A 25,354-nucleotide genomic window follows, 5' to 3' on the forward strand; every position below is an offset into this window, starting at 1 on the left:
CCTCCACACGTCGGTTCCCGACGCTTGCGGCATGGCCTGCGCCTGGCGTTGCCGCTGTGGCTGCTGCCCTGGCTGCTGTGCCTGGCGCTGCTCTCCCCGCCGGCCCAGGCCTGCGCCGATGGCGGCTGCGTGTCGGCCGGCCCTCGGCTGGCCAGCATCAGCAGCACGCGCGCGGTGCTGCTCAACGGCCTGCTCGGCCAGCTCGCCGGCAGCAGCGTGAACCTGGGCGTGGCCGACTGGCAGGCCCTGGCCAGCGGCGAGCTGAACCTGCTGCCAGTGCTGGGCGCGCTGCAGGCGCAGCTGGGCGTGTCCTCGCCCACCACCGCCCTCCACAGCAGCATCGGCCTGGGCCAGGTGCTGGCCGCTGCCGCCAGCGCCGCCACCGCCAGCGGCCACACCGGCGTGGCCGCGGCACTCGGTGCACTGCAGCCTCAGCTGGCGCTGGCGGCCGGCACGCTGCGGCTGGGCGACCTGCTGGTGACCGATGGCGGCCTGGGCGAGACACGCATCAACGCCCTGGCGCTGGTGACAGGGGCGGTGCAGCTCTACAACCACCGCAACCTGTTGACCACGCCGGTGCCGGTGGGCCTGTCGGGCAGCGCGCTGGGGCTGGGCGGGCTGGTGCAGGGCGTGCAGCTGCAGGCCCAGGTGCTGGAGCCGCCCACCTACGTGTGCGGGCCGGCCGGCACCGGCTTCCACAGCGCGGCCATGCGGGTGAAACTGGGCATCGACCTGCTGGCACTCAACATCCACACCGGCATGCTCACCGCGTTGGTCGGCGTCTCGTCGGCCAGCCTGCAGCTGAGCCACCTCGACCTGTATGTGGAAGTGGCCCGTGCCGACGGCCTGCTGACCGCGGTGGACGCAGTGGCTGGCGCGCTCACGGTGCAGGCCACGCCCGGCGTCGCCGACCTGTACCTCGGCGTGATCCCGGATGCGCTCTTCTTCAACCGCAGCCGTGCCGTCAACCCGGCCACCGACCTGCAGCCGGGCGTGGTGGGGGCGCTGAAGATCAATGCGCTGAACGTGGCGGTGACGGCCAAGGGCAGCGCCCGCGGTCAGGCGCCTTCGGCCACGCCGCTGGCCTTCAGCGGCCCATATCCGCAGACCCGCACCGCCTCCACCGGCGCCGGCTTCGCCCATGCGCTGGTGGGCTCGCTGGTGGGCTCGCTCAGCGTGGGCGTGAGCCCCGGCCTGGGCCTGCTGGACGCGGTGGTGCTGCCGGTGTTGCGCACCCTGGTGCAGGGCGCGGTGTCGCCGCTGCTGGGCCAGCTGCTGGGCGGCCTGGTGGACCCGCTGCTGGAACTGCTGGGCCTGCGGCTGGGCGAGGTGGACGTGACCGCCGGCGGTGCCTTCCGGGTATGCAGCCTGGCCGGCAGCGTGTATGCCGATGCCGACCACGACGCCCGTCGCGGCCCGGCAGAGGCCGGCACCGGGCTGGCGCTGTACGCCAAGCTGGTGCCGGCCACCCGGCCCGCCGGACCGGCACAGGCGGTCGCGGTGGTGGACGCCGCCACCGGCCGCTACAGCTTCGGCCCGGTCGGCGTGGGCAGCTACCAGGTGGTGATCAACGGCAGCAGCGCCGCGGCCAGCGTGGCGCCGGCGGTGCCGGCGGGCTGGCTGGGCACCGAGGCGCCCGGGTTCGTGCGCTCGCTCACCCTGGCCACGGACCTGGCCGACCAGCACTTCGGTGCCTTCCACGGCAGCACCGTGGCAGGCCGGGTGCACCAGGACACCGGCGACGGCGGCGGCACGCCGCACAACGGGCTGCGCGACGGCACCGAGACCGCCCTGCCCGGCCGCACCCTTCGATTGCTGAACACGGGCAGCCCGGCGGAGATCGCCCGCGCCACCAGCGCCTCCGATGGCAGCTACCTGATGTGGCTGCCTGCCGCCGCGGCCGGCGCGGTGCAGGTGGCCTCGGTGGGCAGTGCGGCCTGGGTGCTGGTGGGCGGATCGGCCGGCAACACCGGCGGCGCCTATGCCCTGCCGGCCGATGCCACCGCCTTTGTGGCCGCCAGCGGTCAGCGTTATGCCGGCGTCGACTTCGCGATGGTGCCGGCCAGCCGCTTCGACACCGAAGGCCAGCAGGCCGGGCCGCCCGGCACGGTGATGTTCTTCGGGCACCGCTTCGTGGCGGGCACGGCCGGGCTGCTGAGCTTCAGCACCCAGCTGGGCCCGGCGGACGGTTCCGGCCCGAGCGTGGTGCTGCATGCCGATGCGGACTGCAACCAGCGCATCGAAGCCGATGAACCCGTGCTGGCCGCGCCGCTGACGGTGGTGGCCGGCCAGCCGGTGTGCCTGGTGGCGCGGCTGTCGGTGCCGGCGCAGGCGGTGCCCGGCAGCCGCTATGCGCTCACCGTGACCGCGCGGCTGGCGTATGCGCAGCACAGCCTGGTGGGTGAGCACCTGCGCGCCGACCTGGCGCTGGTGACCGACGGCAGCGATGCCGCACTGCGGCTGAGCAAGCAGGTGGACAAGGCGCTGGCCGCCAGCGGCGACACCCTGACCTACAGCATCGCCTATGTGAACCAGGGCAGCGCCGCGCTGCAGGCCGTGCGGCTGCATGACCGCACCCCGGCCTGGACACGCTTCGTCAGCGCCGACTGCGGGCCGCAGCCGGTGGCGGCCTGCAGCGTGGTGGCCATGCCGCCGGTGGGCGGCGAAGGCGCGGTGGAATGGCGGCTGGACAGCCCGCTGGCACCTGCCGCGCAGGGCAGCGTGCGCCTGACGGTGCGGGTGCAGTAGCCAGGCGGGCGCCGGCCTTCAGCGGTCCAGCGCCGGCCGCTTCGGATTGAAGGTCCAGCCGGGGATCAGGTACTGCATCGCCACTGCGTCGTCGCGCGCGCCCAGCCCGTGCTGCAGGTACAACTGGTGGGCCTTCTCCACCTCCACCATGTCCAGCGTCACGCCCAGGCCGGGCTGCTTCGGTACCTGCACCAGGCCGCCGCGGATCTGGAGCGGGTCGGTGGTCAGGCGCTGGCCGTCCTGCCAGATCCAGTGGGTGTCGATGGCCGTCACGTTGCCCGGCGCCGCCGCGGCCACGTGGGTGAACATCGCCAGCGACACGTCGAAGTGGTTGTTGGAATGCGAGCCCCAGGTCAGGCCCCAGTCGCGGCAGGTCTGGGCCACGCGCACGCTGCCGGCCATCGTCCAGAAGTGCGGGTCGGCCAGCGGGATGTCCACCGACTGCAGCGCCAGCGCATGGCTGAGCTGCCGCCAGTCGGTGGCGATCATGTTGGTGGCGGTGGGCAGGCCGGTGGCGCGGCGGAACTCGGCCATCACCTCGCGGCCGGAGAAGCCTTCTTCCGCGCCGCAGGGGTCCTCGGCATAGGCCACCACGCCGCGCATGTCGCGCATCAGGCGGATGGCGTCCTTCAGCAGCCAGCCGCCGTTCGGGTCCAGCGTCACGCGGGCGTTCGGAAAGCGCTCGTGCAGCGCGCGAATGGCCTCGATCTCTTCTTCCGCCCGCAGCGCGCCGCCCTTCAACTTGAAGTCGTTGAAGCCGTAGCGCTGGTAGGCGGCTTCGGCCAGCTTCACCACCGCCTCGGGCGTCATCGCCGGCTCATGGCGCAGGCGCTGCCAGTCGTCGTCGGCGTCGGGCTGGCTGTCGTACGGCAGGTCGGTCCTGGACTTGTCGCCGATGAAGAAGAGGTAGCCCAGCATCTCCACCGCATCGCGCTGCTGGCCTTCGCCGAGCAGGGCCGCCACCGGCAGGCCCAGGTGCTGGCCCAGCAGGTCGAGCATGGCCGATTCCACCGCCGTGACGGCATGGATGGTGGTGCGCAGGTCGAAGGTCTGCAGCCCGCGGCCGCCGGCATCGCGGTCGGCGAAGGCCTGCTGCAGCGTGCGCAGCAGCCCGGCATGGCTGCCCACCGGCTGGCCCACCACCAGCGGGCGGGCGTCTTCGAGCGTCTGGCGGATCTTCTCGCCGCCGGGCACCTCGCCCACGCCGGTGCGCCCGGCGCTGTCGGTGAGGATCAGCAGGTTGCGGGTGAAGAACGGGCCGTGCGCGCCGCTCAGGTTCAGCAGCATGCTGTCGCGGCCTGCGACGGGGATCACGCGCAGGGCGGTGATGGTGGGGGTGGAAGAGAGCGTCATCGTGTTTGCCTTCGGCTCAATCCGCGGTGATCTTGCCGGTCTCGATCACCTTCTTCCAGCGTGCGTACTCACGCTGCTGGAACTCGGCGAACTGCGCCGGCGTGTTGGCCACGATCTCCAGGCCCACCGCGGTGAACTGCTGGCGGGTCTGCGGCTCGTTCAGCGCGGCCACCACCGCCTCGTGCATGCGGTTGCGCACCTCGGGCGGCAGGCCCTTGGGGCCCAGCACCGCCTGCCAGGAATACACGTCCACGTTCTTCACGCCGGCCTCGGCCATCGTGGGCACGTCGGGCAGCACCGCGGCGCGCTGGGTGCCGGTGACAGCCAGCGCGCGCAGCTTGCCGGCGCGGATGTGCTGCAGCACCGCATTGACGTTCTGGAACGAGGCATCCACCTGGCCGCCCAGCAGGTCCGAGATGGCCGGGCCGCCGCCCTTGTACGGGATGTGCAGGCCGCGGGTGCCGGTCTCCTGCCAGAACAGCTCGGCGGTCAGGTGGTCGCTGGAGCCGTTGCCCGAGGAGGCGAAGGTCATCTTGTCAGGCTGCGCCTTCTGCTGCGCCACCACGTCGGCCAGCGTCTTGTGCGGCGAAGCCACCGGCACCACCAGCACGTTGGGCGCCTGCACCGCCACGGTGATGGGATCGAAGTCCTTCAGCGCGTCGTACGGCATGCTCTTGATGAGGTGCGGCGCGATCACCAGCGGCCCCAGCGAGGTGACGAGGAATGTGCTGCCGTCCGGTGCCGCACGCTTGACGCCACCCGCGCCGATGGTGCCGGTGGCGCCCGCCTTGTTGTCCACCACGAAGGTCTGGTTCAGGCTCTTGCCGAGCGAGGCGCCCAGCGCGCGGGCGATGGTGTCGGTGGAACCGCCGGGCGGGAACGGCACCAGCAGCGTCACCGGCTTGGAAGGCCAGGTCGCCGGCTGTGCCAGGGCGCCCGCAGCGGAAGCCAGCGCGAGGGCGGTACCCAGCGCCATCGAGGTCAGCAGTCGCTTCATGAATCGTCTCCTTGGTCTGCGATGGCGCGATGTTATCGTTATCACACGCTGCAAAGTTGTGGCGACTACCTAGAAGACAGTTAACGGTAACCCGGCACGCCGGGCGACCGGGCATGTGCCCTCAAGCCGCCGCCGCGGTCGCGGCCAGGTGCTGGTGGATGGCCGCCACCACCGCCGCGCCCTCGCCGATGGCGCCGCCCACCCGCTTGACCGAGCCGGACCGCACGTCGCCCACTGCGAACACGCCCGGCACGCTGGCCGCCAGCGGCGAAGGCGCGCCGCCCTGGCCGGTGAGCACGAAGCCATGCGCATCCAGCGCCACGCCGCAGCCGGCCAGCCAGCGGGTTTCCGGCTCGGCGCCCACGAACAGGAACACGCCACGCACCTCGCGGGTGGTGGCTTCGCCGCTGTCGCGGTGGCGCCAGCTGGCGGCCTTCAGGCCCTGTGACTCGTCGCCGTGCAGGCCGGTGAGCTCGGTGCGCGTCAGCAGCTCGATGCGTGGCGACGCCGCGATGCGGTCGATCAGGTAGCGCGACATCGTCGCCGCCAGGCCCGGCCCGCGCACCAGCATGAACACCCGGGAGGCATGCTGCGACAGGAACACCGCCGCCTGCCCGGCCGAGTTGCCGCCGCCCACCAGTGCCACCTCGGCCTGTGCGCAACCGCGCGCTTCCAGCGCGGAGGCCCAGTACGACACGCCGCGGCCTTCGAACTGCGCCAGGCCCTGCACCTCCGGCCGGCGGTAGCGCGCGCCGCTGGCGATCACCACCGTGCGGCTGCGCAGCAGCCGGCCGTCGGTCAGGCGGATGGCCAGCGGTGCGCCGGGGTGGCCGGGGCCGGCACAGTCCAGCGCGGCGGCCTCGGCCGGAATCAGCATCTCGGCGCCGAATTTCTGCGCCTGCACGAAGGCCCGGCCCGCCAGTGCCTGGCCGGAGATGCCGGTGGGAAAGCCCAGGTAGTTCTCGATGCGGGCGCTGGCACCGGCCTGGCCGCCGTGGGCGCGGCAGTCCAGCACCGCCACCCGCAGGCCTTCGGAGGCGGCATACACCGCAGTGGCCAGGCCGGCCGGGCCGGCGCCGACGATGGCCACGTCGTAGTCGTCGTCGAACTCGGCCGTGCCCACCATGCCCAGGCAGCGCGCCAGCCCGGCCTCGCCGGGGTTCACCAGCACCGCGCCGTTGGGGCACACCACCACCACGTCGCCCGGGCCGGCGTCGTACTGGCGCACCAGGGCGGCCGCCACCGCATCGTCCGCCGGGTCCACCGCATGGTGGGGCTGGCCGTTGCGCGCCAGGAAGCCCTGCAGCTGCAGCAGCAGGTGGCCGCCGGGCGAGCCGATGAGCACCGGGCCGCTGCCACCCGACTCGATCAGCGCCACCCGGCGCAGGATCAGGGCGCGCACCAGGCGCTCGCCCAGGTCGGCCTCCGCGATGATCAGGGCGCGCAGCTGCTCCGGCGGAATCAGCAGCGCCTCCACCTCGCTCAGCGCGTGGCCGTCCACCAGCGCCGGCCGGCCCGAGAGCTGGCCCACCTCGGCCAGGAACTGGCCGCGGCCCTGGGTGGCCACCGGCGTCACCCGGCCGAGGCCGTCGCGCTGGGTGATGGCCACCTCGCCCGACAGCAGCACGAACATGCCCGGCCCGGGCTCGCCCGCGGCAAACAGACGGCTGCCGGCGGCATGCCGCTGCAGCCGGCCGAAGCGGGCGATGCGCTCCAGCTCCTCGTCGGTAAGCGTTGGAAACATCTGGGCCTGGCGGCCGTGCAGCGCGCTGTAGGGCGTGAACGGTGCATCGGCGACGGGGTCGGCGGCGGGCTCGGCGGGCGGGCGGTCGGCCATGGGGGGCTCCCGGTACGGCTGGGATGGGATGCGACCAGCTTACCAATGCGCGGCGGCGCGTCCGCAGGCTCGGTGTTTGCCGACCCGCGCCCAACGGCCGATGGCGGCCAGGAGCAACACCCATGGACACTGATCGATCGAGCAACCCGGCCGGCGCGGCCTTCAACCGCCGCGAGGTGCTGCTGGCCGGCGCCGCGTCGGTGGCCGCCGGCGGCATGGCCGGCGAGGCCGCGGCCCAGCCGGCCGGCAGCCAGCCGCTGCCGCCCACCACCCGCGTCAATTTCGAGGTCAACGGCCAGGCCCAGACGCTGGCGCTGGACAACCGCACCACGCTGCTGGATGCGCTGCGCGAACACCTGCAGCTCACCGGCAGCAAGAAGGGCTGCGACCACGGCCAGTGCGGTGCCTGCACCGTGATCGCCGACGGCCGGCGCATCAATGCCTGCCTGTCGCTGGCGGTCATGCACGAGGGCTCGCGCATCACCACCATCGAAGGCCTGGGCACGTTCACGCAGCTGCATCCGATGCAGGCCGCCTTCGTGCGGCACGACGGCTACCAGTGCGGCTACTGCACGCCGGGGCAGATCTGCTCGGCGGTGGCGGTGCTGGACGAGGTGCGGGCCAACATCCCCAGCCACGTCACGGCCGACCTGCAGGCGCAGCCGCTGCTCAGCGCGGAAGAACTGCGCGAGCGCATGAGCGGCAACATCTGCCGCTGCGGCGCCTACTCCAACATCGTTGATGCGATCAACGAAGTGGCGGGGGTGCGCGCATGAAGGCCTTCACCTACGAACGCGCGCGCACGCCGGCCGAGGCGGCCGCTGCGGCGCGCCGCACGCCGGGCGCCCGCTTCATCGCCGGCGGCACCAACCTGCTGGACCTGATGAAGCTGCAGATCGAGACGCCCACCCACCTGGTGGACGTCAACGGCATCGGCCTGGATGCCATCGAGCCGCAGCCGGGCGGCGGCCTGCGCGTGGGCGCGCTGGTGCGCAACACCGACCTGGCCGCCGACAGCCGCGTGCGGCGCGACTATGCGGTGCTGTCGCGCGCGCTGCTGTCGGGTGCCTCGGGCCAGCTGCGCAACAAGGCCACCACGGCCGGCAACCTGCTGCAGCGCACCCGCTGCCCCTATTTCTACGACACCGACCAGCCCTGCAACAAGCGCCAGCCCGGCAGCGGCTGCGCCGCGCAGGGCGGTTATTCGCGCCAGCTGGCGGTGGTGGGCACCAGCAACGCCTGCATCGCCACCCATCCCAGCGACATGGCGGTGGCCATGCGGGTGCTGGACGCCACGGTGGAGACGGTGCGGCCCGACGGCAGCGCCCGCACCATCCCCATCGCCGACTTTCACCGGCTGCCCGGCGACACGCCGCAGGTGGACACGGTGCTGGAAGCCGGCGAGCTGATCACCGCCGTGAGCCTGCCGCCACCGGTGGGCGGGCGGCATGTCTACCGCAAGGTGCGCGACCGCGCCTCCTATGCCTTCGCACTGGTGTCGGTGGCCGCGGTGATCCAGCCCGACGGCAGCGGCCGCGTGGCCGTGGGCGGCGTGGCGCACAAGCCCTGGCGCCTGGAGGCGGCCGAGCCGCTGCTGCCGCAGGGGGCCAAGGCCTTCACCGCGCAGCTGCTGGCCGGCGCGCGCACCACCGAGCACAACGCATTCAAGCTGCCGCTGGTGGAGCGCACGCTCGCCGCCGTGCTGGCCGACACGAGGGCCTGACGCCATGAAGTTCGACACACCCGCCACCACCAATCCGATCGACCAGATGAAGGTCGTCGGCCAGCCCCTGTCCCGCATCGACGGGCCGATGAAGACCAGCGGCACCGCGCTGTATGCCTACGAGCGGCACGACGTGGCACGCCAGCCGGCCTACGGCCATGTGATCGGCGCCGGCATCGCCAAGGGCCGCATCGAGTCCATCGACACCAGCGCGGCCCGCGCCGCGCCCGGCGTGCTGGCCATCATCACCGCCGACAACGCCGGCAAGCTCGACAAGGGCAAGCTCAACACCGCGCGGCTGCTGGCCGGGCCCGAGGTGCAGCACTACCACCAGGCCGTGGCCCTGGTGGTGGCCGGCAGCTTCGAGCAGGCCCGCGCCGCGGCCGCCTTGGTGAAGGTGCGTTATGCAAAGCAGCCCGGCGCCTTCGACCTGGAGGCAGTGAAGGACGGCGCGCCCCTGGCCAAGCCCAACGAGAACAGCGGCCCCACGCAGACGGCGGTCGGCAACTTCGAGTCGGCCTTCGCCGCCGCGCCGGTGAAGCTGGACGCGCGCTACACCACGCCCGACCAGTCGCACGCGATGATGGAGCCGCATGCCTCCATGGCCTCGTGGGAGGGCGACCAGCTGACCGTGTGGACGTCCAACCAGATGATCGACTGGACCACCGGCGACCTGGCCAAGACGCTGGGCATCCCGAAGGAGAAGGTGCGGCTGGTGTCGCCCTTCATCGGCGGCGGCTTCGGCGGCAAGCTGTTCCTGCGCGCCGATGCATTGCTGGCCGCGCTGGGCGCCAAGGCCGTGGGCCGGCCGGTGAAGGTGGCGCTGCAGCGGCCGCTGATCATCAACAACACCACGCACCGGCCGGCCACGCTGCAGCGCATCCGCATCGGCGCGGGGCGCGACGGGCGCATCACCGCCATCGGCCATGAGAGCTGGTCGGGCGACCTGCCCGAAGGCTCGCCCGAGACGGCGGTGAACCAGACCCGGCTGCTGTATGCGGGCGCCAACCGCATGACCGCCATGCGCCTGGCGGTGCTGGACCTGCCCGAGGGCAATGCGATGCGCGCCCCTGGCGAGGCGCCGGGCATGATGGCGCTGGAGATCGCCATCGACGAGATGGCCGAGCGCCTGGGCATGGACCCGGTGCAGTTCCGCATCCTCAACGACACGATGGTGGACCCCGAGAAGCCCGAGCGCCGCTTCTCGCAGCGCCGGCTGGCGGACTGCCTGCGCATCGGCGCCGAGCGCTTCGGCTGGAACCAGCGCAACCCCAAGCCCGCCAGCCGGCGCGAGGGCCGCTGGCTGGTGGGCACCGGCATGGCCGCGGCCTTCCGCAACAACATGCAGCAGGCCTCCGGCGCGCGGGTGCGGCTGGACGACCGCGGCATGGTGACGGTGGAGACCGACATGACCGACATCGGCACCGGCACCTACACCATCGTGGCCCAGACCGCTGCGGAGACCATGGGCCTGCCCATCGACAAGGTGGCGGTGCGGCTGGGCGATTCCAGCTACCCGGCCTCGGCCGGATCGGGCGGCCAGTGGGGCGCCAACAATGCCACCGCGGGCGTGTACGCGGCCTGCATGAAGCTGCGCGAGGCGGTGGCTGCGCGCCTGGGCGTGCCGGCGGGCGACGCGGAGTTCAGCGGCGGGCAGGTGCGCGGCGGCGGCCGCAGCATGACGCTGGCCGAGGCGGCCGGCGCCCAGGGACTGGTGGCGGAGGACCGCATCGAGTACGGCGACCTGGACAAGCGCTTCCAGCAGAGCACCTTCGGCGCGCACTTCGTGGAGGTGGCGGTGGATGCCGCCACCGGCGAGATCCGCGTGCGGCGCATGCTGGCGGTGTGCGCGGCCGGCCGCATCCTCAACCCGAAGACGGCGCGCAGCCAGGTGATCGGCGCGATGACCATGGGCGTGGGCGCGGCGCTGATGGAGGAACTGGCGGTGGACCACCGCCACGGCTTCTTCGTCAACCACGACCTGGCGGGCTACGAAGTGCCGGTGCATGCCGACATCCCGCACCAGGACGTGATCTTCCTGGACGAGGCGGATCCGACGTCCTCACCGATGAAGGCCAAGGGCGTGGGCGAGCTGGGCCTGTGCGGCGTGGGTGCCGCCATCGCCAATGCGGTTCACCATGCCACGGGCGTGCGGGTGCGCGACTATCCGGTGACCCTGGAGAAGCTGTTGGACAAGCTGCCCGCCGTGGCCTGATCCGGCGGCGGGCGCCGCCCACCCGGCCGGCCAGGGTCGGCCGGGTAGACTGCCGGGTTTTTCTTCCCGAATGTCTGCTGGCGTCATGGCGCATGCCCCGAGGCGCATGGATGTCACCGGCTCGGCGCTCGTGCGCCTGCTCGGCCGCCTGGCCGAGGCCGGGGCGCCCGCTTCCAACCAGGTGTTTCCCGAACGGCTGAGCCAGTGGCTCGGCTGGGCGGATGCCATTTCGCTGCATGCGGCCCTCGGCGGTGCCGGGGTGCCGGCGGCGGCCACGCCTGGCCCCGCCGCGCCCTCCCCCGTCGTCCGCGCGCTGGCCGACGAAAGCCGCCGGCTGCATGCCAGCCTGCGGCAGGCCATCGACACGCCGCCCGCGGGCGACGCGGCCGACGACGCCGGCGAGCCGGCTGCGGTACCCGACTTCGCGCCGCTGCGCCGGCTCTACCGCAGCCGCCAGCAGGCGATGGAGGCGGCCATCGGCCCGCTGCGCGCGCGGCTGCGCCAGGCGCTGGCCGCGCAGTCGGCCGCCGGCGCCCGGCTGGCCGAGGTCGATGCGGTGATGACGCAGGTGCTGGCGCCGCAGGAGCGGCGGCTGCTGGCCACCGTGCCCGGCCTGCTGGAGCCGCGCCTGCGCCGGCTGGCCGCCAGCCAGGCCGACGCCGGCCCCGCCGCCTGGCGGCCGCTGTTCCGGCAGGAGCTGCAGGCGGTGCTGCGCGCCGAGCTGGACATTCGATTCCAACCCGTCCTCGGCCTGCTGGCAGCCCTGGGCGTGAAGCAGGCCTTCGAACATGACTAGACATCTTTCCATGCGGCCCTGGTTGCGGGCCTGGCCGCCGTCGGCTGGGTGGCCGCGGGCAGCGTCGCCGGCCAGCCGCTGACGCTGGCCATCACGCTGCTGATCGCCGCCTTCTTCGGTGCCGGCGCGCTGGAGCTGCACCGCTTCCGCCAGGCCACCGCCACCCTGGCCGCGGCCGTGGCCGACGAGCAGCCTCCGGCGCGGCTGGACGACTGGCTGGCCCGGCTGCATCCGGCGCTGCGCCAGCCGGTGCGGCTGCGCATCGAAGGCGAGCGCGTGGGCCTGCCCGGCCCGGCGCTCACGCCCTTCCTGGCCGGGCTGCTGGTGCTGCTGGGCATGCTCGGCACCTTCCTGGGCATGGTGGTCACGCTGGACGGCACCGGCCAGGCGCTGCAGGGCGCCACCGATCTGGCCAGCATCCGCGCCTCGCTGTCGGCGCCGGTCAAGGGCCTGGGGCTGGCGTTCGGCACCTCGGTGGCCGGCGTGGCCGCCTCGGCCATGCTGGGCCTGATGGCCGCGCTGTGCCGGCGCGACCGCCTGCTGGCCGTGCAGCGGCTGGACCTGCGCATCGCCACCAGCCTGCACGGCTTCTCGCAGGCCTGGCGCCGCGACGAATCCTTCCGCCTGCTGCAGCAGCAGGCCCAGGCCATGCCCGCGCTGGTGGACCAGCTGCAGCAGATGGTGGCCGCGATGGCGCAGCAGCAGCAGGCGCTGCATGAGCGCCTGGCGGGCAGCCAGGAGCGCTTCCACCACCAGGCCGAGGCTGCCTACACCGGCCTGGCCAGCTCGGTGGGCCGGGCGCTGAACGACAGCCTGGCCGCCAGCGCGCGCCAGGCCGGCGCCACGCTGCAGCCGGTTGTGCAGGCCACCATGGCCGGCATCGCCGCCGAGACGCGCCTGCTGCAGCACACGCTGCAGCAGGCGGTGCAGCAGCAGATGGACGGCCTGGCCGCCACCTGGCAGGCCACGCTGGCCGAGGTGGGCCGCAGCTTCGACGGCCGATCGGCCGCGCTGGTGGACGAGGTGTCCGGCCGGCTGGAAGACGCGGTGCAGCAGGTGGCCGCCGACTGGCGCGGCGCGCTGGCGCAGCAGCAGCACGGCAGCCGCCAGCTGCTGGACGAGACCCGCGCGGCCCTGGCGGTCGCCGCCGACGGCCTGGGCCGCCAGGCCACCACGCTGCTGCAGTCGGTGGACGAGGCGCAGGGCCGGCGCCTGGCTGCGCAGTCCGCTGCCGACGCCGAACGGCTGGCCGCCTGGCAGCAGGCGCTGGCTGCCCAGGCCGCCTTGCTGCAGGCCGAATCGCAGGCCGCCGCCAGCGCGCTGATCCACCGCCTGCAGGCCGACGGCCAGGCGCTGCAGGACGAATTGCGCAGCAGCAGCCAGGCCGCGGCGGAGCGCCAGCAGCAGCTGTGCGACCGCCTGGCCGAGGCCGCCGGCCGCATCACCGTCGAGGCCGAGGCCCACAGCCGCCGCACCATCGCCGAGATCGAGCGCCTGCTGCAGGCCGCGGCGGAAGCGCCGCGCGCGGCCGCCGAGGTGATCGCCGAGCTGCGCCAGAAGCTGTCCGACAGCCTGGTGCAGGACAACGCGTTGCTGGACGAGCGCAACCGCATGCTGCAGACGCTGGGCACGCTGCTGGAGGCGGTCAACCATGCCGCCGGCGAGCAGCGCGCCGCCATCGACCGCCTGGTGGCCGATGCCTCCGGTCTGCTGGAAGGTGCCGCCCACCGGTTGGAGCACAACGCCCAGGCCCAGGCCGGCGCGCTGGCCGATGCGGCCGGCCAGCTGGGCGCCGGCGCGGCCGAGGTGGCCGGGCTGGGCGAGGCCTTCGGCTTCGGCGTGGAGCTGTTCAGCCGCAGCAGCGACCAGCTGGTGGAGCAGCTCTCGCGCATCGAGGCCGCGCTGGGCCGCGCCACCGCCCGCAGCGACGAACAGCTGGCCTATTACGTGGCCCAGGCGCGGGAGGTGATCGACCTCAGCATCATGTCGCAGAAGCAGATCGTGGAAGACCTGCAGCAGATGGCCGAGCGCCGCGCCCCGGCCGGTAGCGCCGCATGACCGCGCGCGACGAACTGGACGCCGGCCTGGACACCCAGGTGCCGGTGTGGGCGGTGTTCGGCGACCTGATGGCCGGCCTGCTGGGCGCCTTCGTGCTGATCCTGGTGTGCGCGCTGGGGCTGCAGCTGGAGATGTCCAGCCGGCTGCAGGCCGAGCTGGACCGCCGACAGGCCCAGGTGCAGCGGCTGCAGACGCTGGAGGCCGCGCTGGCCGGCCCGCTGGCGGCCGGCCGCGTGTGGCTGGTGGACGGGCGCATCGGCATCAGCGGCAGCCTGCTGTTCGAATTCAACTCGGCCGAACTGCAGCCCGAGGGCCGCCAGCTGCTGCGCAGCCTGGCCGGCCCGCTGGCCGCCTACCTGAAGCAGCGCGACGAGGTGCTGATGGTCAGCGGCTTCACCGACGACCGCCTGGTGCGCGAGCGCAGCCGCCATTTCGCGGACAACTGGGAGCTGTCGGCCCAGCGCGCGCTCACCGTCACCCGGGCGCTGATCGAGGAAGGCCTGCCGACGTCGTCGGTGTTCGCGGCAGCCTTCGGCTCGCAGCAGGCCGTGGCCTCGAATGCCGATGCCCAGGGCCGGGCACGCAACCGCCGGGTGGAGATGACGCCCACGCCGCGCCCGCGCACCACGGCCCCGACCCGTGAGTGAGGCCCCGGCCAGCCCGGCAGCGGACGCCGGCTTCGACGCCGCCGCGGTGCTGGCCCACTGGCGCGCCGCCGGCCTGGCGGCCGCCCATCCGGTGCGCTTCCGGCTGCTGGAGGCGATGTGCGAGCGGCTGCAGACGCGACCGCCCACCGCGCGCACCTTGCTGCAGGCACGGCTGCGCCAGGCCATGGCCGCCTATTGGTGGGCCGCCACCAGGGCCGGCGCCGCGCCGGCCGCTGATGCGGCCACCGGCGCCCTGCCAGGCGCCCGGCTCGGCCCCGGCCCGCTGGCCGGGCTGCTGGCGCATGCCGCCCGCCAGTCCGCCGGCGCGGCCCCGGCCGACCCGGCGGATGTATCCCCCGGGCCACCCCTGCCGCGGCCGGCCCGCTGCCCGGGGCCGAGGCCGAGGCCTCGCCCGAGCTGAAGGCGCTGCGCTGGTTCCGCGGCACCTGGTCGCGGCTGAGCGCCGACCAGCGGCTGAACCAGTCGCTGGCCCAGGTGCCGGACAACGCCGGGCCCTTGAATTCGCAGCAGCTGGTGCACCGCTCGCTGGCATTGATGCGGGCGCTGTCGCCCGACTACCTGCAGCATTTCGTCGCGCAGGTGGATGCGCTGATGTGGCTGGACCAGGTCAACGGCGGCGAGATCCCCACCGGCCGGCAGGAAAGCCCGCCGCGCAGGCCAGGCCGCGGCCGCAGGCACGGCGTTGGCTGAGGTCCGCGCCATGGCGCAATGGATCATCCAACTCATCGAACAGCACGGCTACTGGGCGGTCGCCGCCCTGATGCTGCTGGAAAACGTGTTTCCGCCGATTCCCTCGGAACTCATCATGCCGTTCGCCGGCTATGCCTCCGCCAAGGGGGAGCTGAGCACCGTGGGCGTGGTGCTGGCGGGCACGCTGGGCTCGCTGGCCGGCACCCTGCCCTGGTACTTCGCCGGCCGCTGGGTGGGCGACCGGCGCCTGAAGCAATGGGCCGGCCGCCATGGCCGCTGGCTCACGCTGTCGCCCGACGACGTGGAGCGCGCCGACCGCTGGTTCGACCAGCGCGGCCATGTGGCGGTGTTCTTCGGCCGGCTGGTGCCGGGGCTGCGCAGCGTGATCTCGGCCCCGGCCGGCGTCACCGGCATGCCGTTCGGGCGCTTCCTCCTGTGGTCGGCCGCCGGCACGCTGCTGTGGACCGGCGCGCTGGCCGCGGTGGGCCTGCTGCTGGAAAGCCGCTACGAGGAGGTGTCCCGCTGGATGGACCCGGTGGCCAAGGCGGTGCTGGGCTTCGCGCTGGCGGCCTACGTGTGGCGCGTGGTGCGCTTCAAGCCGCAGCCGGCCGGCGGCAGCGGCAAGGCCTGAGGCCGCCTACACCGCCTCGTCGATCTTCTCCCGCGCTTCCTGCTGGTCCTTGCCATCGGCATGGGCCTCGGGCTGCTCGGCCTGCGCCTGCGGCTCGTGGCTCAGGTGGATGTACACCGGGAAGTGGTCGGAGCCGAAGGCCGGCAGCCGCCTGAACTCCACCAGCTTGAAGTCGTTGGAGTGGAAGAAGTGGTCCAGCGGATAACGCACCAGCCAGTGCGCCGCATGGAAGGTGTTGTAGAAGCCGCGGCCGCGCCGCGGGTCCAGCAGGCCGCTGATGCGCCGGAACAGGCTGCTGGTGTGCGACCAGGCCACGTCGTTCAGGTCGCCCATCACCACCGTGGGCATCGGGTCGCCCTTGATGGCCTTGCCCACCACCAGCAGCTCCGCGTCGCGCGGCACCGAGTCCGGATGCTCGGCCGGCGCCGGCGGCCGCGGATGCAGGCAGTGCAGCCGCACCCTGAGGCCGGTGGGCAGCTCCAGCGTGCAGTGGATGGAGGGGATGTCGGGCTCGATCAGGTACGACACCTCCACGTCATGCAGCGGCAGCCGTGAATACAGCAGCATGCCGTAGGTGTTGTCCTGGGGCAGCAGCACGTCATGCGGGTAGCGCTCGGCCAGCGGCGCCAGCTGCTGGGCCCACCAGTCGTCGGTCTCCAGCGCCAGCACCACGTCGGGGTCGGCCTCGCGGATCAGCTCCAGCAGCTTCTCGCTGCGGTGCTGCGGCTGCAGCACGTTGGCGAACATCAGCCGCAACGGCTCCCGGGGTTGCCGCTGCTCGCTCTGCAGCACCTCCACCCGTGCCAGCCGGGTGTAGGGCAGGATGCGCCACACCTGCAGCGCCAGGCAGCCCAGCAGCAGCGCGCGGAAGGCCATGTCCCACCCCGACATGCCCGCCACCGCCAGGTGACCCAGCAGCACCAGCAGCAGCCCGCCGGCGATCTGCAGCCGGGGGAAATCGAAGATGCGCACCCACCAGCTCTGCCGACGCCACAACGCCAGCGCGGTGGCCAAGGCCAGCACCCCGCCCACGATCAAAAGACCTGTCTCCACCTTGTACTGCCCCTGCTTCAAACGGGGGCGAGCATACGTGCTGCGCGCAGCCGTCCCGGTGACAGGCTGCGGGTAGTTACATGGCGCCCGCAGGTGGGGTGGTGTCGGCCGGTGCGGGCACGCACTCCCAGAAGTAGCGCAGGCGGCTGCGCGGGGCCAGCTGGCGCCGCACCTCGGGCGGCAGCGCCTCGGGCCGCAGGCTGCGGCGGATGGACAGCCGCGGCTGCGTCGCCAGCTCGGTGAAAGCGGCCTCGGTGGCCGGGCGGCCCGGCTCGTGCAGCAACAGGCGCGGGCGCAGCGGGCGCGCCGGGTCCACCGCCACCACCAGCGCATAGCGGTCGTCGCTCAGCTGCACCGCCGTGCCGGGCGGGTACACGCCCACCACGCGCACGAAATGCTCCAGCAGGCTGCGCTCGAAGGCGGCCGCCTCCTCGCCGAACAGGCGGGCCAGCGCCTCGTGCGGCGTCAGCGCCTGGCCGGGCCAGGGGCCATTGCACAGGTTGTCGTAGCGGTTGGCGATGGCCACCACGCGCGCCAGCGGATCGATGCGGCCGCCGGCGGTGCGCATCGGAAAGCCCTGGCCGTCGTCGCGCTCGTGGTGCTGCGCGATCACCAGCTTGGCCCGCCGCGGCAGCGCCATGCGCCGCGCCTGGGCCACGCCCAGCGCCACATGGCTGCGGTAGGCGGACTGGTGCAGCGCGCCGCTGGCGGGTTGCGCATGCCAGCGCTCGGGCGGCAGCTCCAGCTTGCCGACGTCGTGCAGCAGCGCGCCCAGCGCCAGCTCGGCCAGCTCGGCCGGGCTGCAGCCCAGCGCCCGGCCCAGCAGCAACGACATCACGCTCACATTGACCGCATGGCCGGTGCCGTCGTCGGCGGCGGCGTCGGCCAGCAGCTGCACGCAGGTGTCACCGGCATCGCCCAGCTTGCGCACCAGCGCACGGGCGAGCGCATCGGCCTGGCGGCCGGCCAGCAGCGGGCTGGCGGGCACCGCCCGGGTGATGTCGCGCAGCGCATCGGCCACCTCGGCGAACTGCTGCTCGCAGCGCGCCAGGGCGTCGCGCTGGCGGCACAGCTCATCGGCCGCCGGGTCGGCCTTCGGCGGCTCGGGCGCGGTGGGCGCAGCGGGTGCCTCCGGCGCGGCTTCGGCCGCCAGATGGCTGAGCGCCGGCGACCAGCGCACCTGGTGCACGCCGGTGGAGCGCAGCACGTCGATCTGCGCCGGGCTGGACAGCCGGAACTGCGACACCGGGAAGGGATGATTCATCCATCCGACGTCAAGCCGGACGAACATGCCCACGCGCAGCCGCGCCACGTCGATCGTCTCGAACGTGCCCTCGGTCGAGCCCGGTGCAACCGGCGGGGCGGCAAACCACAACATGACAGGTTTTTCGGCGGCGCCGGTGCAAAGCTGAGGCGTTGGCGCCACTCCCCGCAAGCAGGCGTTGTGCGCCGCGTCAAGCCCCTAGAAAATAGTTACGAGTCGCATTCACAATTTGCAGTACATGCTACCTCGTCCACGCCAGGCCTCCGTTTCGTCCTGCGGTCGCCACCATGCCGGCTAGCGCGGGGAGCCATCCGCCGGCGGAGCACAGCCCGCCGGCCATGCCGCCATCGGCGGTGGCGGCGCTGCACAAGCTGCCCGGCGCTGCCTTCCAGCTGCAGCGTTCGCCCGATGGCGAATGGGCCTTCCCCTTCGCCAGCGAGGAATTGCAGCGCATCCTGATGACGCCGGCCGAGCAGCTGGCGCGCGATGCCGCCGTGGCGCGCCGCCACATCCCGCCCGACGACCTGGGCCGGCTGAAACACCAGCTGGTGCAGTCGCGCGAATTCGGCCACACCTGCCGCACCCGCATCCGCATCCGCCCGCCGGGGGTGGAGGACGCCTGGTACGAGGTGACGGCCGCGCCCGAGACCTCGTTCAACGGTGGCACCGTATGGCACGGCTTCCTGATCGACGTGACGCAGGAGCAGCGCGTCAACCGCGAGCTGCGCACGCTGCACCGCCGCTGGACGCTGGCCGCCCGCGCGGCCGGCATCGGCATCATCGAGTTCGACCCCGCCTCGATGCAGCTGGGCCTGGACGCCATCGCCTGCGGCCACCACGACATCCGCGAGCAGCAGACCTGGCTGCCGCTGCAGGCCTGGCTGCAGCGCCTGGCGCCGGAAGACCGGCTGGTGGCGCACCAGAGCCTGACCTCGCTGCCGCTGGAGGGCTTCACCGAGGAGTTGGTGGTGCGGCTGCCGGTGGCCGGCGGCGGCCCGCGCACGCTGCAGATGCTGTTCCAGTTCGTGGAGGAGGAGCAGCGGCTGATCGGCACCTGCCGCGACATCACCGAGGCGGAGAACCTGGAGGCGCTGCGCCGCGACAAGCTGGCCGCCGAGAAGGCCAACCAGAGCAAGAGCGAATTCATGTCGCGCATCAGCCATGAGCTGCGCACGCCGCTGAACGGCGTGCTGGGCTTCGTGGAGCTGATGGCCACCGACCAGAGCGCGCCGCTGTCGCCGCAGCAGCGGCGCCGGCTGGAGGTGATCCAGCAGTCCGGCACGCGGCTGATGTCGCTGATCGACCAGCTGCTGGACATCTCCCGCGTGGAGGAAGGCCGTGCGGTGATGAAGCCCGAGCCCATCGACCTGGGCGACGCGGTGGACCGCTGCGCGGTGGCGCTGCTGCCGCAGGCGCGGGCGCAGGGCATCGTGCTCACCACCGCCATCGCCGCCGAGGCGCCGCCGGTGCTGGCCGACCGCGACGCGCTGGCCCAGGTGCTGGACAACCTGCTGTCCAACGCCATCAAGTACAACCGGCCGCACGGCACGGTGCAGGTGCTGTTCGAGACCGCCGCCGGCGGCGAGCACGGCGTGCTGGCCGTGGAGGACACCGGCAGCGGCATGACGCCGGCGCAGCTGGCGCGGCTGTTCGAGCCCTTCAACCGCCTGGGCGCCGAGCGCACCGAGGTGCGTGGCACCGGCCTGGGTCTGGTGATCACCCGCAAGCTGGTGCAGGCGATGCAGGGCGACCTGCGGGTGCACAGCAAGCCGGGCACCGGCACCCGGGTGGAGGTGCTGCTGCCGCTGGCCGACGGGCTGCCCGCGGGCACGGCGCCGGCGGCGCGGCTGGCGGCCACCGCCCGCGACATGCCGCCGCCGCCCGGCGCGGCCTTCCCGGCCCCGCCGCCGTCCGTCGCCGCGGCTTCGGCCCTGCCGGCCGCGCCGGTGCCCGCGCCCTCCCCCGCGCCGGTGCCGCCCGCCACGCCGGCCCGGCGCCACCGCGTGGTGCTCTACATCGAGGACGACGAGGTCAACACGCTGCTGATGCAGCATGTGTTCGAGAGCCTGCCCACCTGGCGGCTGGTGACCGCGCCCAATGGCCAGGCCGGCCTGGCGCTGGCCGCCAGCGAGCATCCCGACGTGATACTGCTGGACCTGCACCTGCCCGACATGTCGGGCTACGAGGTGCTCAAGCAGCTGCGCTCCCAGCCCGGCACGCGGCACATCCCCTGCATCGCCGTCAGTGCCGACGCGATGCCGCCGCAGGTCAAGGCCACGCTGGACCTGGGCTTCTTCCGCTACTGGAGCAAGCCCATCGCCATCAAGGAGGTGGTGGCCGGGCTGGAGGAGCTGTTCGCGGCGCTGGACGCGGTGCAGTCGCGCTGAGCCGGTGCCGGCCGCCCTACGCCCGCGCCGCGGGCGGCCGATAACGCAGGGGACGTCCGTTTCCCCCATGCCGCATTCCCGATTCCTTTCCGCACCCGCCGGGCGCCGGGCGCATGCGCCGCGCGCCACCAGCCTGCACCAGCGGCGCGTGCGGCTCATCGTGCTGGCCGGCAGCGGCGTGTCGGGCGGCGTGGCGCTGTGCTGGGCGATGTTCTTCGCCTTCAGCGGCGCGTGGTGGAACGTGGCGCTGGACCTGCTGGCAGTGGCCGCCACCGCCACCGCCGTATGGCTGGTGCAGCGCGACCGCCTGCGCGCGGCCAGCCTGCTGGCCACCGCCACCGTGTACCTGGTGGTGACGGTGAGCGCGGGCTGGCTGGACGTGCCCTCGCCCGAGCTGCCGCGCACCATGCACCTGTTCCTGCTGGCGCTGGGCGTGGTGTGCAGCCTGCTGATGCGCGAGGAAGCGCCCTGGCTGCGCCACGGCGCGCCGCTGCTGTGCCTGTTCACCTATGCCTTCTTCGCCTGCGTCGATCCGCGCTGGCACACGGTGCTGGCCATTCCCGATCCCGTGCGCGCCGCCGCCCTGTGGTGGGACCAGGCCGCCGCGCTGCTGATGCTGTACCTGACGGTGCATGTGATGCAGACCGACGTGGCCGAGCGCGACGGCCTGGAGACCGAGCTGCGCGACGCGCTGCTGCGCGGCGAGCTGCTGCTGCACTACCAGCCGCAGGTGGCCTGTGACGGCCGCATCATCGGCGCCGAGGCGCTGGTGCGCTGGCTGCATCCGGCGCGCGGGCTGGTGTCGCCGGGCGAGTTCATCCCGCTGGCCGAGCGCAGCGGCCTGATGCCGGCGCTGGGCGACTGGGTGCTGGATGCCGCCTGCCGCCAGCTGGCCGCCTGGCGCCAGGACCCCGCCTCGGCCGCGCTGTGCGTGGCGGTCAACGTCAGTGCCTCGCAGTTCGCGCAGCCGGGCTTCGAGCAGCGGGTGCTGGACATCCTGCGGCGCAGCGGCGCCGAGCCGCGGCAGCTCAAGCTGGAGCTGACCGAAAGCACGCTGGCCCACAACCTGGAGGAGGTGGTGGCCAAGATGCAGTTCCTCAGCCGCCAGGGCGTGCTGCTGTCGCTGGATGACTTCGGCACCGGCTTCTCGTCGCTGAGCTACCTGCGCCGGCTGCCGCTGCACCAGCTGAAGATCGACCAGAGCTTCGTGGCCGGCATGCTGGCCGCCGAGCGCGACGCGGCCATCGTCAAGGCGGTGGTGGGCCTGGGCACCAGCCTGGGCCTGGACGTGATCGCCGAAGGCGTGGAGACCGAGGCCCAGCGCGCCTTCCTGGCGGCCCTGGGCTGCGAGAAGTTCCAGGGCTTCCTGTTCAGCCGGCCGCTGCCGGTGGCGGCGTTCGAGCAGCTGCTGCACCGGCCTCCTCCACCGCGGACTGCGCCGGCGGCGCAAAGCGCTGCGGCCCCAGCCGCTCGTGCAGCACGGCGCGAAGCCGCTCCAGCGCCACCGGCTTGGTGAGGAAGTCGTCCATGCCGGCCTGGGCGCACAGCGCCACGTTGCTGGCCAGCGTGTTGGCCGTCAGAGCCACGATGGGCAGGTGCGGCAGGCCTTCGGTGTGCTCGATGGCCCGCCACAGGGTGGTGGCGTCGTAGCCCGACATCGCCGGCAGCATGCAGTCCATCAGCACCAGGTCGTAGCCGCCTTCGCGCAGGCAGCGCAGGGCGGCCTCGCCGTCCTCGGCCAGCGTGCTGGTGCACTGCAGGCTGGCCAGCTGCGCCTGCACGATCATCGCGTTGACCAGGTTGTCCTCCACCACCAGCACATGCGGCGCGCCGGCGGCAGCCTGCGGGCCGGGCGCGGCGGGCAGGCTGCCAGCCGCCGGTGCGGGCGCCGACGCGGGCGCGGCGGCGGCCGGCAGCGCCAGGTCGAACCAGAAACGGGTGCCACCGCCGGGCAGGGCCTCGTAGTCGATGCGGCTGCCCAGCAGCCAGGCCAGCCGCTGCGCCAGCGCCAGGCCGAGGCCCGCGCCCTCGTGGCGGCGCTGGGCCGAGGCATCGCCCTGCGCAAAGGGCTTGAACAGCCGCTCGCGCGCCTGCGGCGCGATGCCGATGCCGGTGTCCTCCACCCGGTAGCGCAGCACGGGCACGGCGGGTGCGCCCGGCGCGGGCGGCCGCGCCTGCACCACCAGCAGCACCTGGCCCTGGTCGGTGAACTTGATGGCATTGCCCACCAGGCGGATCAGCACCTCGCGCACATGGCCGGCGTCGCCCAGCACCGCTGGCGGCAGCGGGCCTTCGGTGTGGCTGAGCAGCCGCAGGCCCTTGGCCTCGGCACTGGCGGCCAGCAGCCGCCGCACTTCCTCGGCCACCGCCGCCGGGTCGAAGGCCACCGCCTGCACCAGCACCGTGCCGGCCTCGATCTGCGTCAGGTCGAGGATGTCGTTGATGATGGCCAGCAGCCGGCGGCCCGAGCCCAGCAGCGTTTCCACCAGCGCGCGCTGGCGCTCCGGCGGCTGCGGCTGCAGCAGCAGCTCGGCGGTGCCCAGCACGCCGTTCATCGGCGTGCGCAGCTCATGGGTGATGGTGGACAGGAACTCGGTCTTGGCGCGGTCGGCCTGCTCGGCCTGGATGCGCAGCCGGCGGTCGGCGGCCAGCTCATGCTCGCGCCGGCGCAGCACCCGCACCAGCAGCGCGAAGGTGATGCTGAGCAGCCCCGCGCTCAGCAGCGCCAGGCCGGCCACCAGGCCCGCCTGGGTGAGCCAGGCGGCCAGGTAGTCCCTGGCATGCACCGTGGCGGCCACCTGGGCCGGAAAGCCCTCCACCGCGCGCACCGCGGTCAGCGGATCGGCAGCGCCCGGCTGCAACTGCAGCGGGCGGGCCAGGCGCTGGTCGTCATGGGGCGCGGTGGCCAGCACCACGCCGTCGGCGCGCAGCAGGCTGAGCATGGTGGGATAGCCGCCCGGGCCCTGGGGGCGCACCTGCAGCCGCTGGTAGAAGTCGGCGAAGTAGTCGGTGCGGATGCCGGCCTGCACGATGCCCAGCAGCCGGCCGTCGGCGGTGTGCAGCTGGCGCACCACGTAGAAGGTCCAGCGGCCGTTGACGATGGCCACCCGCGGCGCGGTGATCAGCAGGGCCTGCGGATCGGCGCCGGGGGGCTCTCGGCCACGCCTTCGCGGCCGAGGATGTTCATCACCGGCGCCGGAAAGCCGCGCGAGAAGTTCACCAGGTCGCCGTCGGCTGCCACCACCGAGAGCACGTCCAGCGCCTGGAAGTTGTCCGCCTGCGCCCGCAGCAGCGCATGGGTGGCGCCATCGGCGAAGCGCTGCTTGAAGGCCTGCACGTCCTGCACGTCGGCCGCCTCCAGCCGGGCGGCCAGGCCCTCCAGCACATGGCGCGCGGAGGAGAACACCTGGTGTGCATGGGCGGCCACGGCCACGGTCGCGCTGTCGGCATTCAGCCGCGCGGCCTGCTCGGCTTGCTGGCGCAGCTGCCAGATGGAGCCGCCGGCCACCGCCAGCACGCTGGCGACGATCGCCGCCGCCACCGCGCCCAACGCCCGGCTGGCCGCCGCCGGGCCGCGGAAACCGAGGATGCGGGTGTTGGGCATGCGGCGGCCGGTGCCTCAGCGCTGCAGCAGCCGCTGCAGCAGCCCGGCGTCCGGGTAGCCGTCGGCCGGCAGGCCCACGCTGCGCTGCCAGCGGCGCAGGGCCTCGCGGGTGGCCGGGCCCAGCACGCCGTCCGGCGTGCCGGCATCGAAGCCACGTTCGGCCAGCGCCGCCTGCAGCTGGCGCAGCTCGGTGCGCGACAGCGGCTGCAGCTCGCGCGGCCAGGCCGCCTGCAGCGGCGGGCCGCCGTCGATCTGCCGGGCCAGCAGGCCCACGGCCAGCGCATAGCTGGTGGCATTGTTGTAGCGGAGGATGGCGCGGAAGTTGGGCCCCACCAGCAGCGCCGGGCCGCGGGCGCCGGCGGGCAGCAGCAGCGCGGCATCGTCCAGCGCGGGCAGCGGCGCCCCCTGCAGGCCCTGCACGCCTTCGGCCGCCCAGGCGCTGGCAGGCTGGCGCAGCAGGCCATCGGCCCGCGCCAGGTCGAATCCCGGCGGCAGCTGCACCTCCACGGCCGAGGGCTGGCCGGCCTGCCAGCCGGAGCGGGCCAGGTACTGCGCGGTGGAGGCCACCACGTCGGCCATGCTGCCCCAGATGTCGCGCCGGCCGTCGCCGTCCGCGTCCACCGCATGGGTCAGGAAGCTGGTGGGCAGGAACTGCGTCTGGCCCATGGCGCCGGCCCAGGAGCCGACCATGTGCTCGCGGTCGATGTCGCCGTTCTGCACGATGCGCAGCGCGGCCAGCAGCTGCTCGCGCGCCCAGGCCTGGCGCCGGCCCTCGAAGCCCAGCGTGGCCAGCGCGTCCAGCGTGGGCGTGCTGCCGTAGTTGCCGCCGTAGTTGCTCTCCATGCCCCAGATGGCCACCACCACCGATGGCGGCACGCCATGGCGCTGCTCGGCCGCCTGCAGCTCGGCCTGCAGCGCGGCCAGCTTCTCCCGCCCCTGCGCGATGCGCTGCGGGGTGACGGTGTTGTCCAGGTAGGTCCACACCGGGCGGCTGAACTCGGGCTGCGCGCGGTCCAGCTGCACCACCTGCGGCAGGTACTGCACCGGGTCCAGCGCGGCGGCGAGGGTGGCTTCGCCGATGCCGGCGGTGGCGGCGCTGGCGCGGAAGCCGGCCACCCAGCGCGCAAAGGCGGCCTGGTGCGCGGCGGCCGCGGCGGCGGCGGGCTCGGTGGCGGCTTCAGCCGCGGGCGGCGGGGAGGCGGCCGGCGGCGCCGAAGGGGCGGGGCCGGGCGCGGTGGCACAACCCGCCAGCGCCGCGCCCACCAGGGCCGCCCGCCAGGCGGTGGACAACAGGTACGGATGCATCGCCTGCATTCTCGCCGCCCTGGGC

At 73.5% G+C, this 25,354-nt stretch carries 19 protein-coding genes and 1 pseudogene; 12 read left to right on the plus strand and 8 right to left on the minus strand.

The genetic code is table 11. From position 1 onward, the window contains the following. Positions 1 to 24: 24 nt before the first annotated feature. Entirely contained in the window at positions 25 to 2,748 is a 2,724-nt protein-coding gene (locus LRS14_RS22005; protein WP_257801114.1) for a hypothetical protein, read from the plus strand. 18 nt (positions 2,749 to 2,766) lie between these two features. On the opposite strand, the gene gudD is transcribed toward LRS14_RS22005, so the two are convergent. The 3 genes from gudD to LRS14_RS22020 all read right to left on the minus strand — a co-directional run bounded on the left by gudD (position 2,767) and on the right by LRS14_RS22020 (position 6,935). Continuing rightward, positions 2,767 to 4,101 (minus strand): glucarate dehydratase, encoded by a 1,335-nt coding sequence (gene gudD, locus LRS14_RS22010; protein ID WP_046112495.1) that lies wholly within the window; start codon positions 4,099 to 4,101, stop codon positions 2,767 to 2,769. Between the two features lie 16 nt (positions 4,102 to 4,117). Continuing rightward, on the minus strand, positions 4,118 to 5,098 hold the full coding sequence (locus LRS14_RS22015) for a tripartite tricarboxylate transporter substrate binding protein (protein WP_257801115.1): 981 nt from the start codon (positions 5,096 to 5,098) through the stop codon (positions 4,118 to 4,120). A 121-nt stretch (positions 5,099 to 5,219) separates the two neighbouring features. Further along, a complete protein-coding gene (locus tag LRS14_RS22020) occupies positions 5,220 to 6,935 on the minus strand; it encodes an FAD-dependent oxidoreductase (RefSeq protein WP_404977604.1) in 1,716 nt (571 codons plus the stop codon). A 122-nt stretch (positions 6,936 to 7,057) separates the two neighbouring features. On the opposite strand from LRS14_RS22020, the gene paoA reads away from it, so the two are divergent. From paoA to LRS14_RS22065, 9 genes are all read left to right on the plus strand, one after another. Further along, the gene (paoA, locus tag LRS14_RS22025; RefSeq protein ID WP_257801116.1) at positions 7,058 to 7,711 is read left to right on the plus strand and encodes an aldehyde dehydrogenase iron-sulfur subunit PaoA; all 654 of its coding nucleotides are present in this window, start codon (positions 7,058 to 7,060) and stop codon (positions 7,709 to 7,711) included. Next, positions 7,708 to 8,658 carry a xanthine dehydrogenase family protein subunit M gene (locus tag LRS14_RS22030; protein WP_046112498.1) on the plus strand — a complete coding sequence of 317 codons (951 nt, stop codon included), beginning with the start codon at positions 7,708 to 7,710 and terminating at the stop codon, positions 8,656 to 8,658. The genes paoA and LRS14_RS22030 overlap by 4 nt, the downstream gene beginning before the upstream one ends. Positions 8,659 to 8,662: 4 nt before the next feature. Further along, complete coding sequence (gene paoC / locus LRS14_RS22035) at positions 8,663 to 10,873, plus strand: aldehyde oxidoreductase molybdenum-binding subunit PaoC (protein WP_257801117.1); 2,211 nt, start codon at positions 8,663 to 8,665, stop codon at positions 10,871 to 10,873. Between the two features lie 85 nt (positions 10,874 to 10,958). Further along, positions 10,959 to 11,669 carry a DUF3348 domain-containing protein gene (locus LRS14_RS22040; RefSeq protein WP_257801118.1) on the plus strand — a complete coding sequence of 237 codons (711 nt, stop codon included), beginning with the start codon at positions 10,959 to 10,961 and terminating at the stop codon, positions 11,667 to 11,669. Between the two features lie 48 nt (positions 11,670 to 11,717). Next, a complete protein-coding gene (locus LRS14_RS22045; protein WP_257801119.1) occupies positions 11,718 to 13,727 on the plus strand; it encodes a DUF802 domain-containing protein in 2,010 nt (669 codons plus the stop codon). Then, positions 13,724 to 14,374: an OmpA family protein gene (locus LRS14_RS22050; protein ID WP_257801120.1), complete on the plus strand. Its 651-nt coding sequence runs from the start codon at positions 13,724 to 13,726 to the stop codon at positions 14,372 to 14,374. The genes LRS14_RS22045 and LRS14_RS22050 overlap by 4 nt, the downstream gene beginning before the upstream one ends. Next, entirely contained in the window at positions 14,367 to 14,795 is a 429-nt protein-coding gene (locus LRS14_RS22055; protein ID WP_257801121.1) for a DUF2894 domain-containing protein, read from the plus strand. The genes LRS14_RS22050 and LRS14_RS22055 overlap by 8 nt, the downstream gene beginning before the upstream one ends. A 5-nt stretch (positions 14,796 to 14,800) precedes the next feature. Continuing rightward, positions 14,801 to 15,085, plus strand: a complete 285-nt coding sequence (locus tag LRS14_RS22060) for a DUF2894 domain-containing protein (protein ID WP_404977622.1) — start codon at positions 14,801 to 14,803, stop codon at positions 15,083 to 15,085. A 10-nt stretch (positions 15,086 to 15,095) separates the two neighbouring features. Continuing rightward, complete coding sequence (locus LRS14_RS22065; protein ID WP_046112503.1) at positions 15,096 to 15,716, plus strand: DedA family protein; 621 nt, start codon at positions 15,096 to 15,098, stop codon at positions 15,714 to 15,716. A 6-nt stretch (positions 15,717 to 15,722) separates the two neighbouring features. On the opposite strand, the gene LRS14_RS22070 is transcribed toward LRS14_RS22065, so the two are convergent. Further along, positions 15,723 to 16,769, minus strand: coding sequence for an endonuclease/exonuclease/phosphatase family protein (locus LRS14_RS22070; protein WP_257801122.1), 1,047 nt, complete (start codon positions 16,767 to 16,769; stop codon positions 15,723 to 15,725). Between the two features lie 76 nt (positions 16,770 to 16,845). Beyond that, the gene (locus LRS14_RS22075) at positions 16,846 to 18,147 is read right to left on the minus strand and encodes an HD-GYP domain-containing protein (RefSeq protein WP_257801123.1); all 1,302 of its coding nucleotides are present in this window, start codon (positions 18,145 to 18,147) and stop codon (positions 16,846 to 16,848) included. A 173-nt stretch (positions 18,148 to 18,320) separates the two neighbouring features. On the opposite strand from LRS14_RS22075, the gene LRS14_RS22080 reads away from it, so the two are divergent. Together LRS14_RS22080 and LRS14_RS22085 are read left to right on the plus strand one after the other, a co-directional pair. Then, the gene (locus LRS14_RS22080; protein ID WP_257801124.1) at positions 18,321 to 20,420 is read left to right on the plus strand and encodes an ATP-binding protein; all 2,100 of its coding nucleotides are present in this window, start codon (positions 18,321 to 18,323) and stop codon (positions 20,418 to 20,420) included. A gap of 67 nt (positions 20,421 to 20,487) precedes the next feature. Further along, positions 20,488 to 21,936 (plus strand): bifunctional diguanylate cyclase/phosphodiesterase, encoded by a 1,449-nt coding sequence (locus LRS14_RS22085; RefSeq protein ID WP_257801125.1) that lies wholly within the window; start codon positions 20,488 to 20,490, stop codon positions 21,934 to 21,936. Positions 21,937 to 21,955: 19 nt separating this feature from the next. On the opposite strand, the pseudogene LRS14_RS22090 reads toward LRS14_RS22085, so the two are convergent. From LRS14_RS22090 to LRS14_RS22100, 3 genes and pseudogenes are all read right to left on the minus strand, one after another. Beyond that, positions 21,956 to 23,362 (minus strand): annotated as a pseudogene (locus LRS14_RS22090) (hybrid sensor histidine kinase/response regulator); the annotation flags it as partial. Positions 23,363 to 23,541: 179 nt separating this feature from the next. Continuing rightward, positions 23,542 to 24,024, minus strand: a complete 483-nt coding sequence (locus tag LRS14_RS22095; RefSeq protein WP_257801126.1) for a hypothetical protein — start codon at positions 24,022 to 24,024, stop codon at positions 23,542 to 23,544. A 15-nt stretch (positions 24,025 to 24,039) separates the two neighbouring features. Continuing rightward, positions 24,040 to 25,329, minus strand: coding sequence for a lytic murein transglycosylase (locus LRS14_RS22100; protein WP_257801127.1), 1,290 nt, complete (start codon positions 25,327 to 25,329; stop codon positions 24,040 to 24,042). Positions 25,330 to 25,354 lie beyond the last annotated feature (25 nt).

It is taken from the genome of Aquincola sp. J276 (assembly GCF_024700035.1).
In the GTDB taxonomy this organism is placed as follows: domain Bacteria; phylum Pseudomonadota; class Gammaproteobacteria; order Burkholderiales; family Burkholderiaceae_C; genus Aquincola; species Aquincola tertiaricarbonis.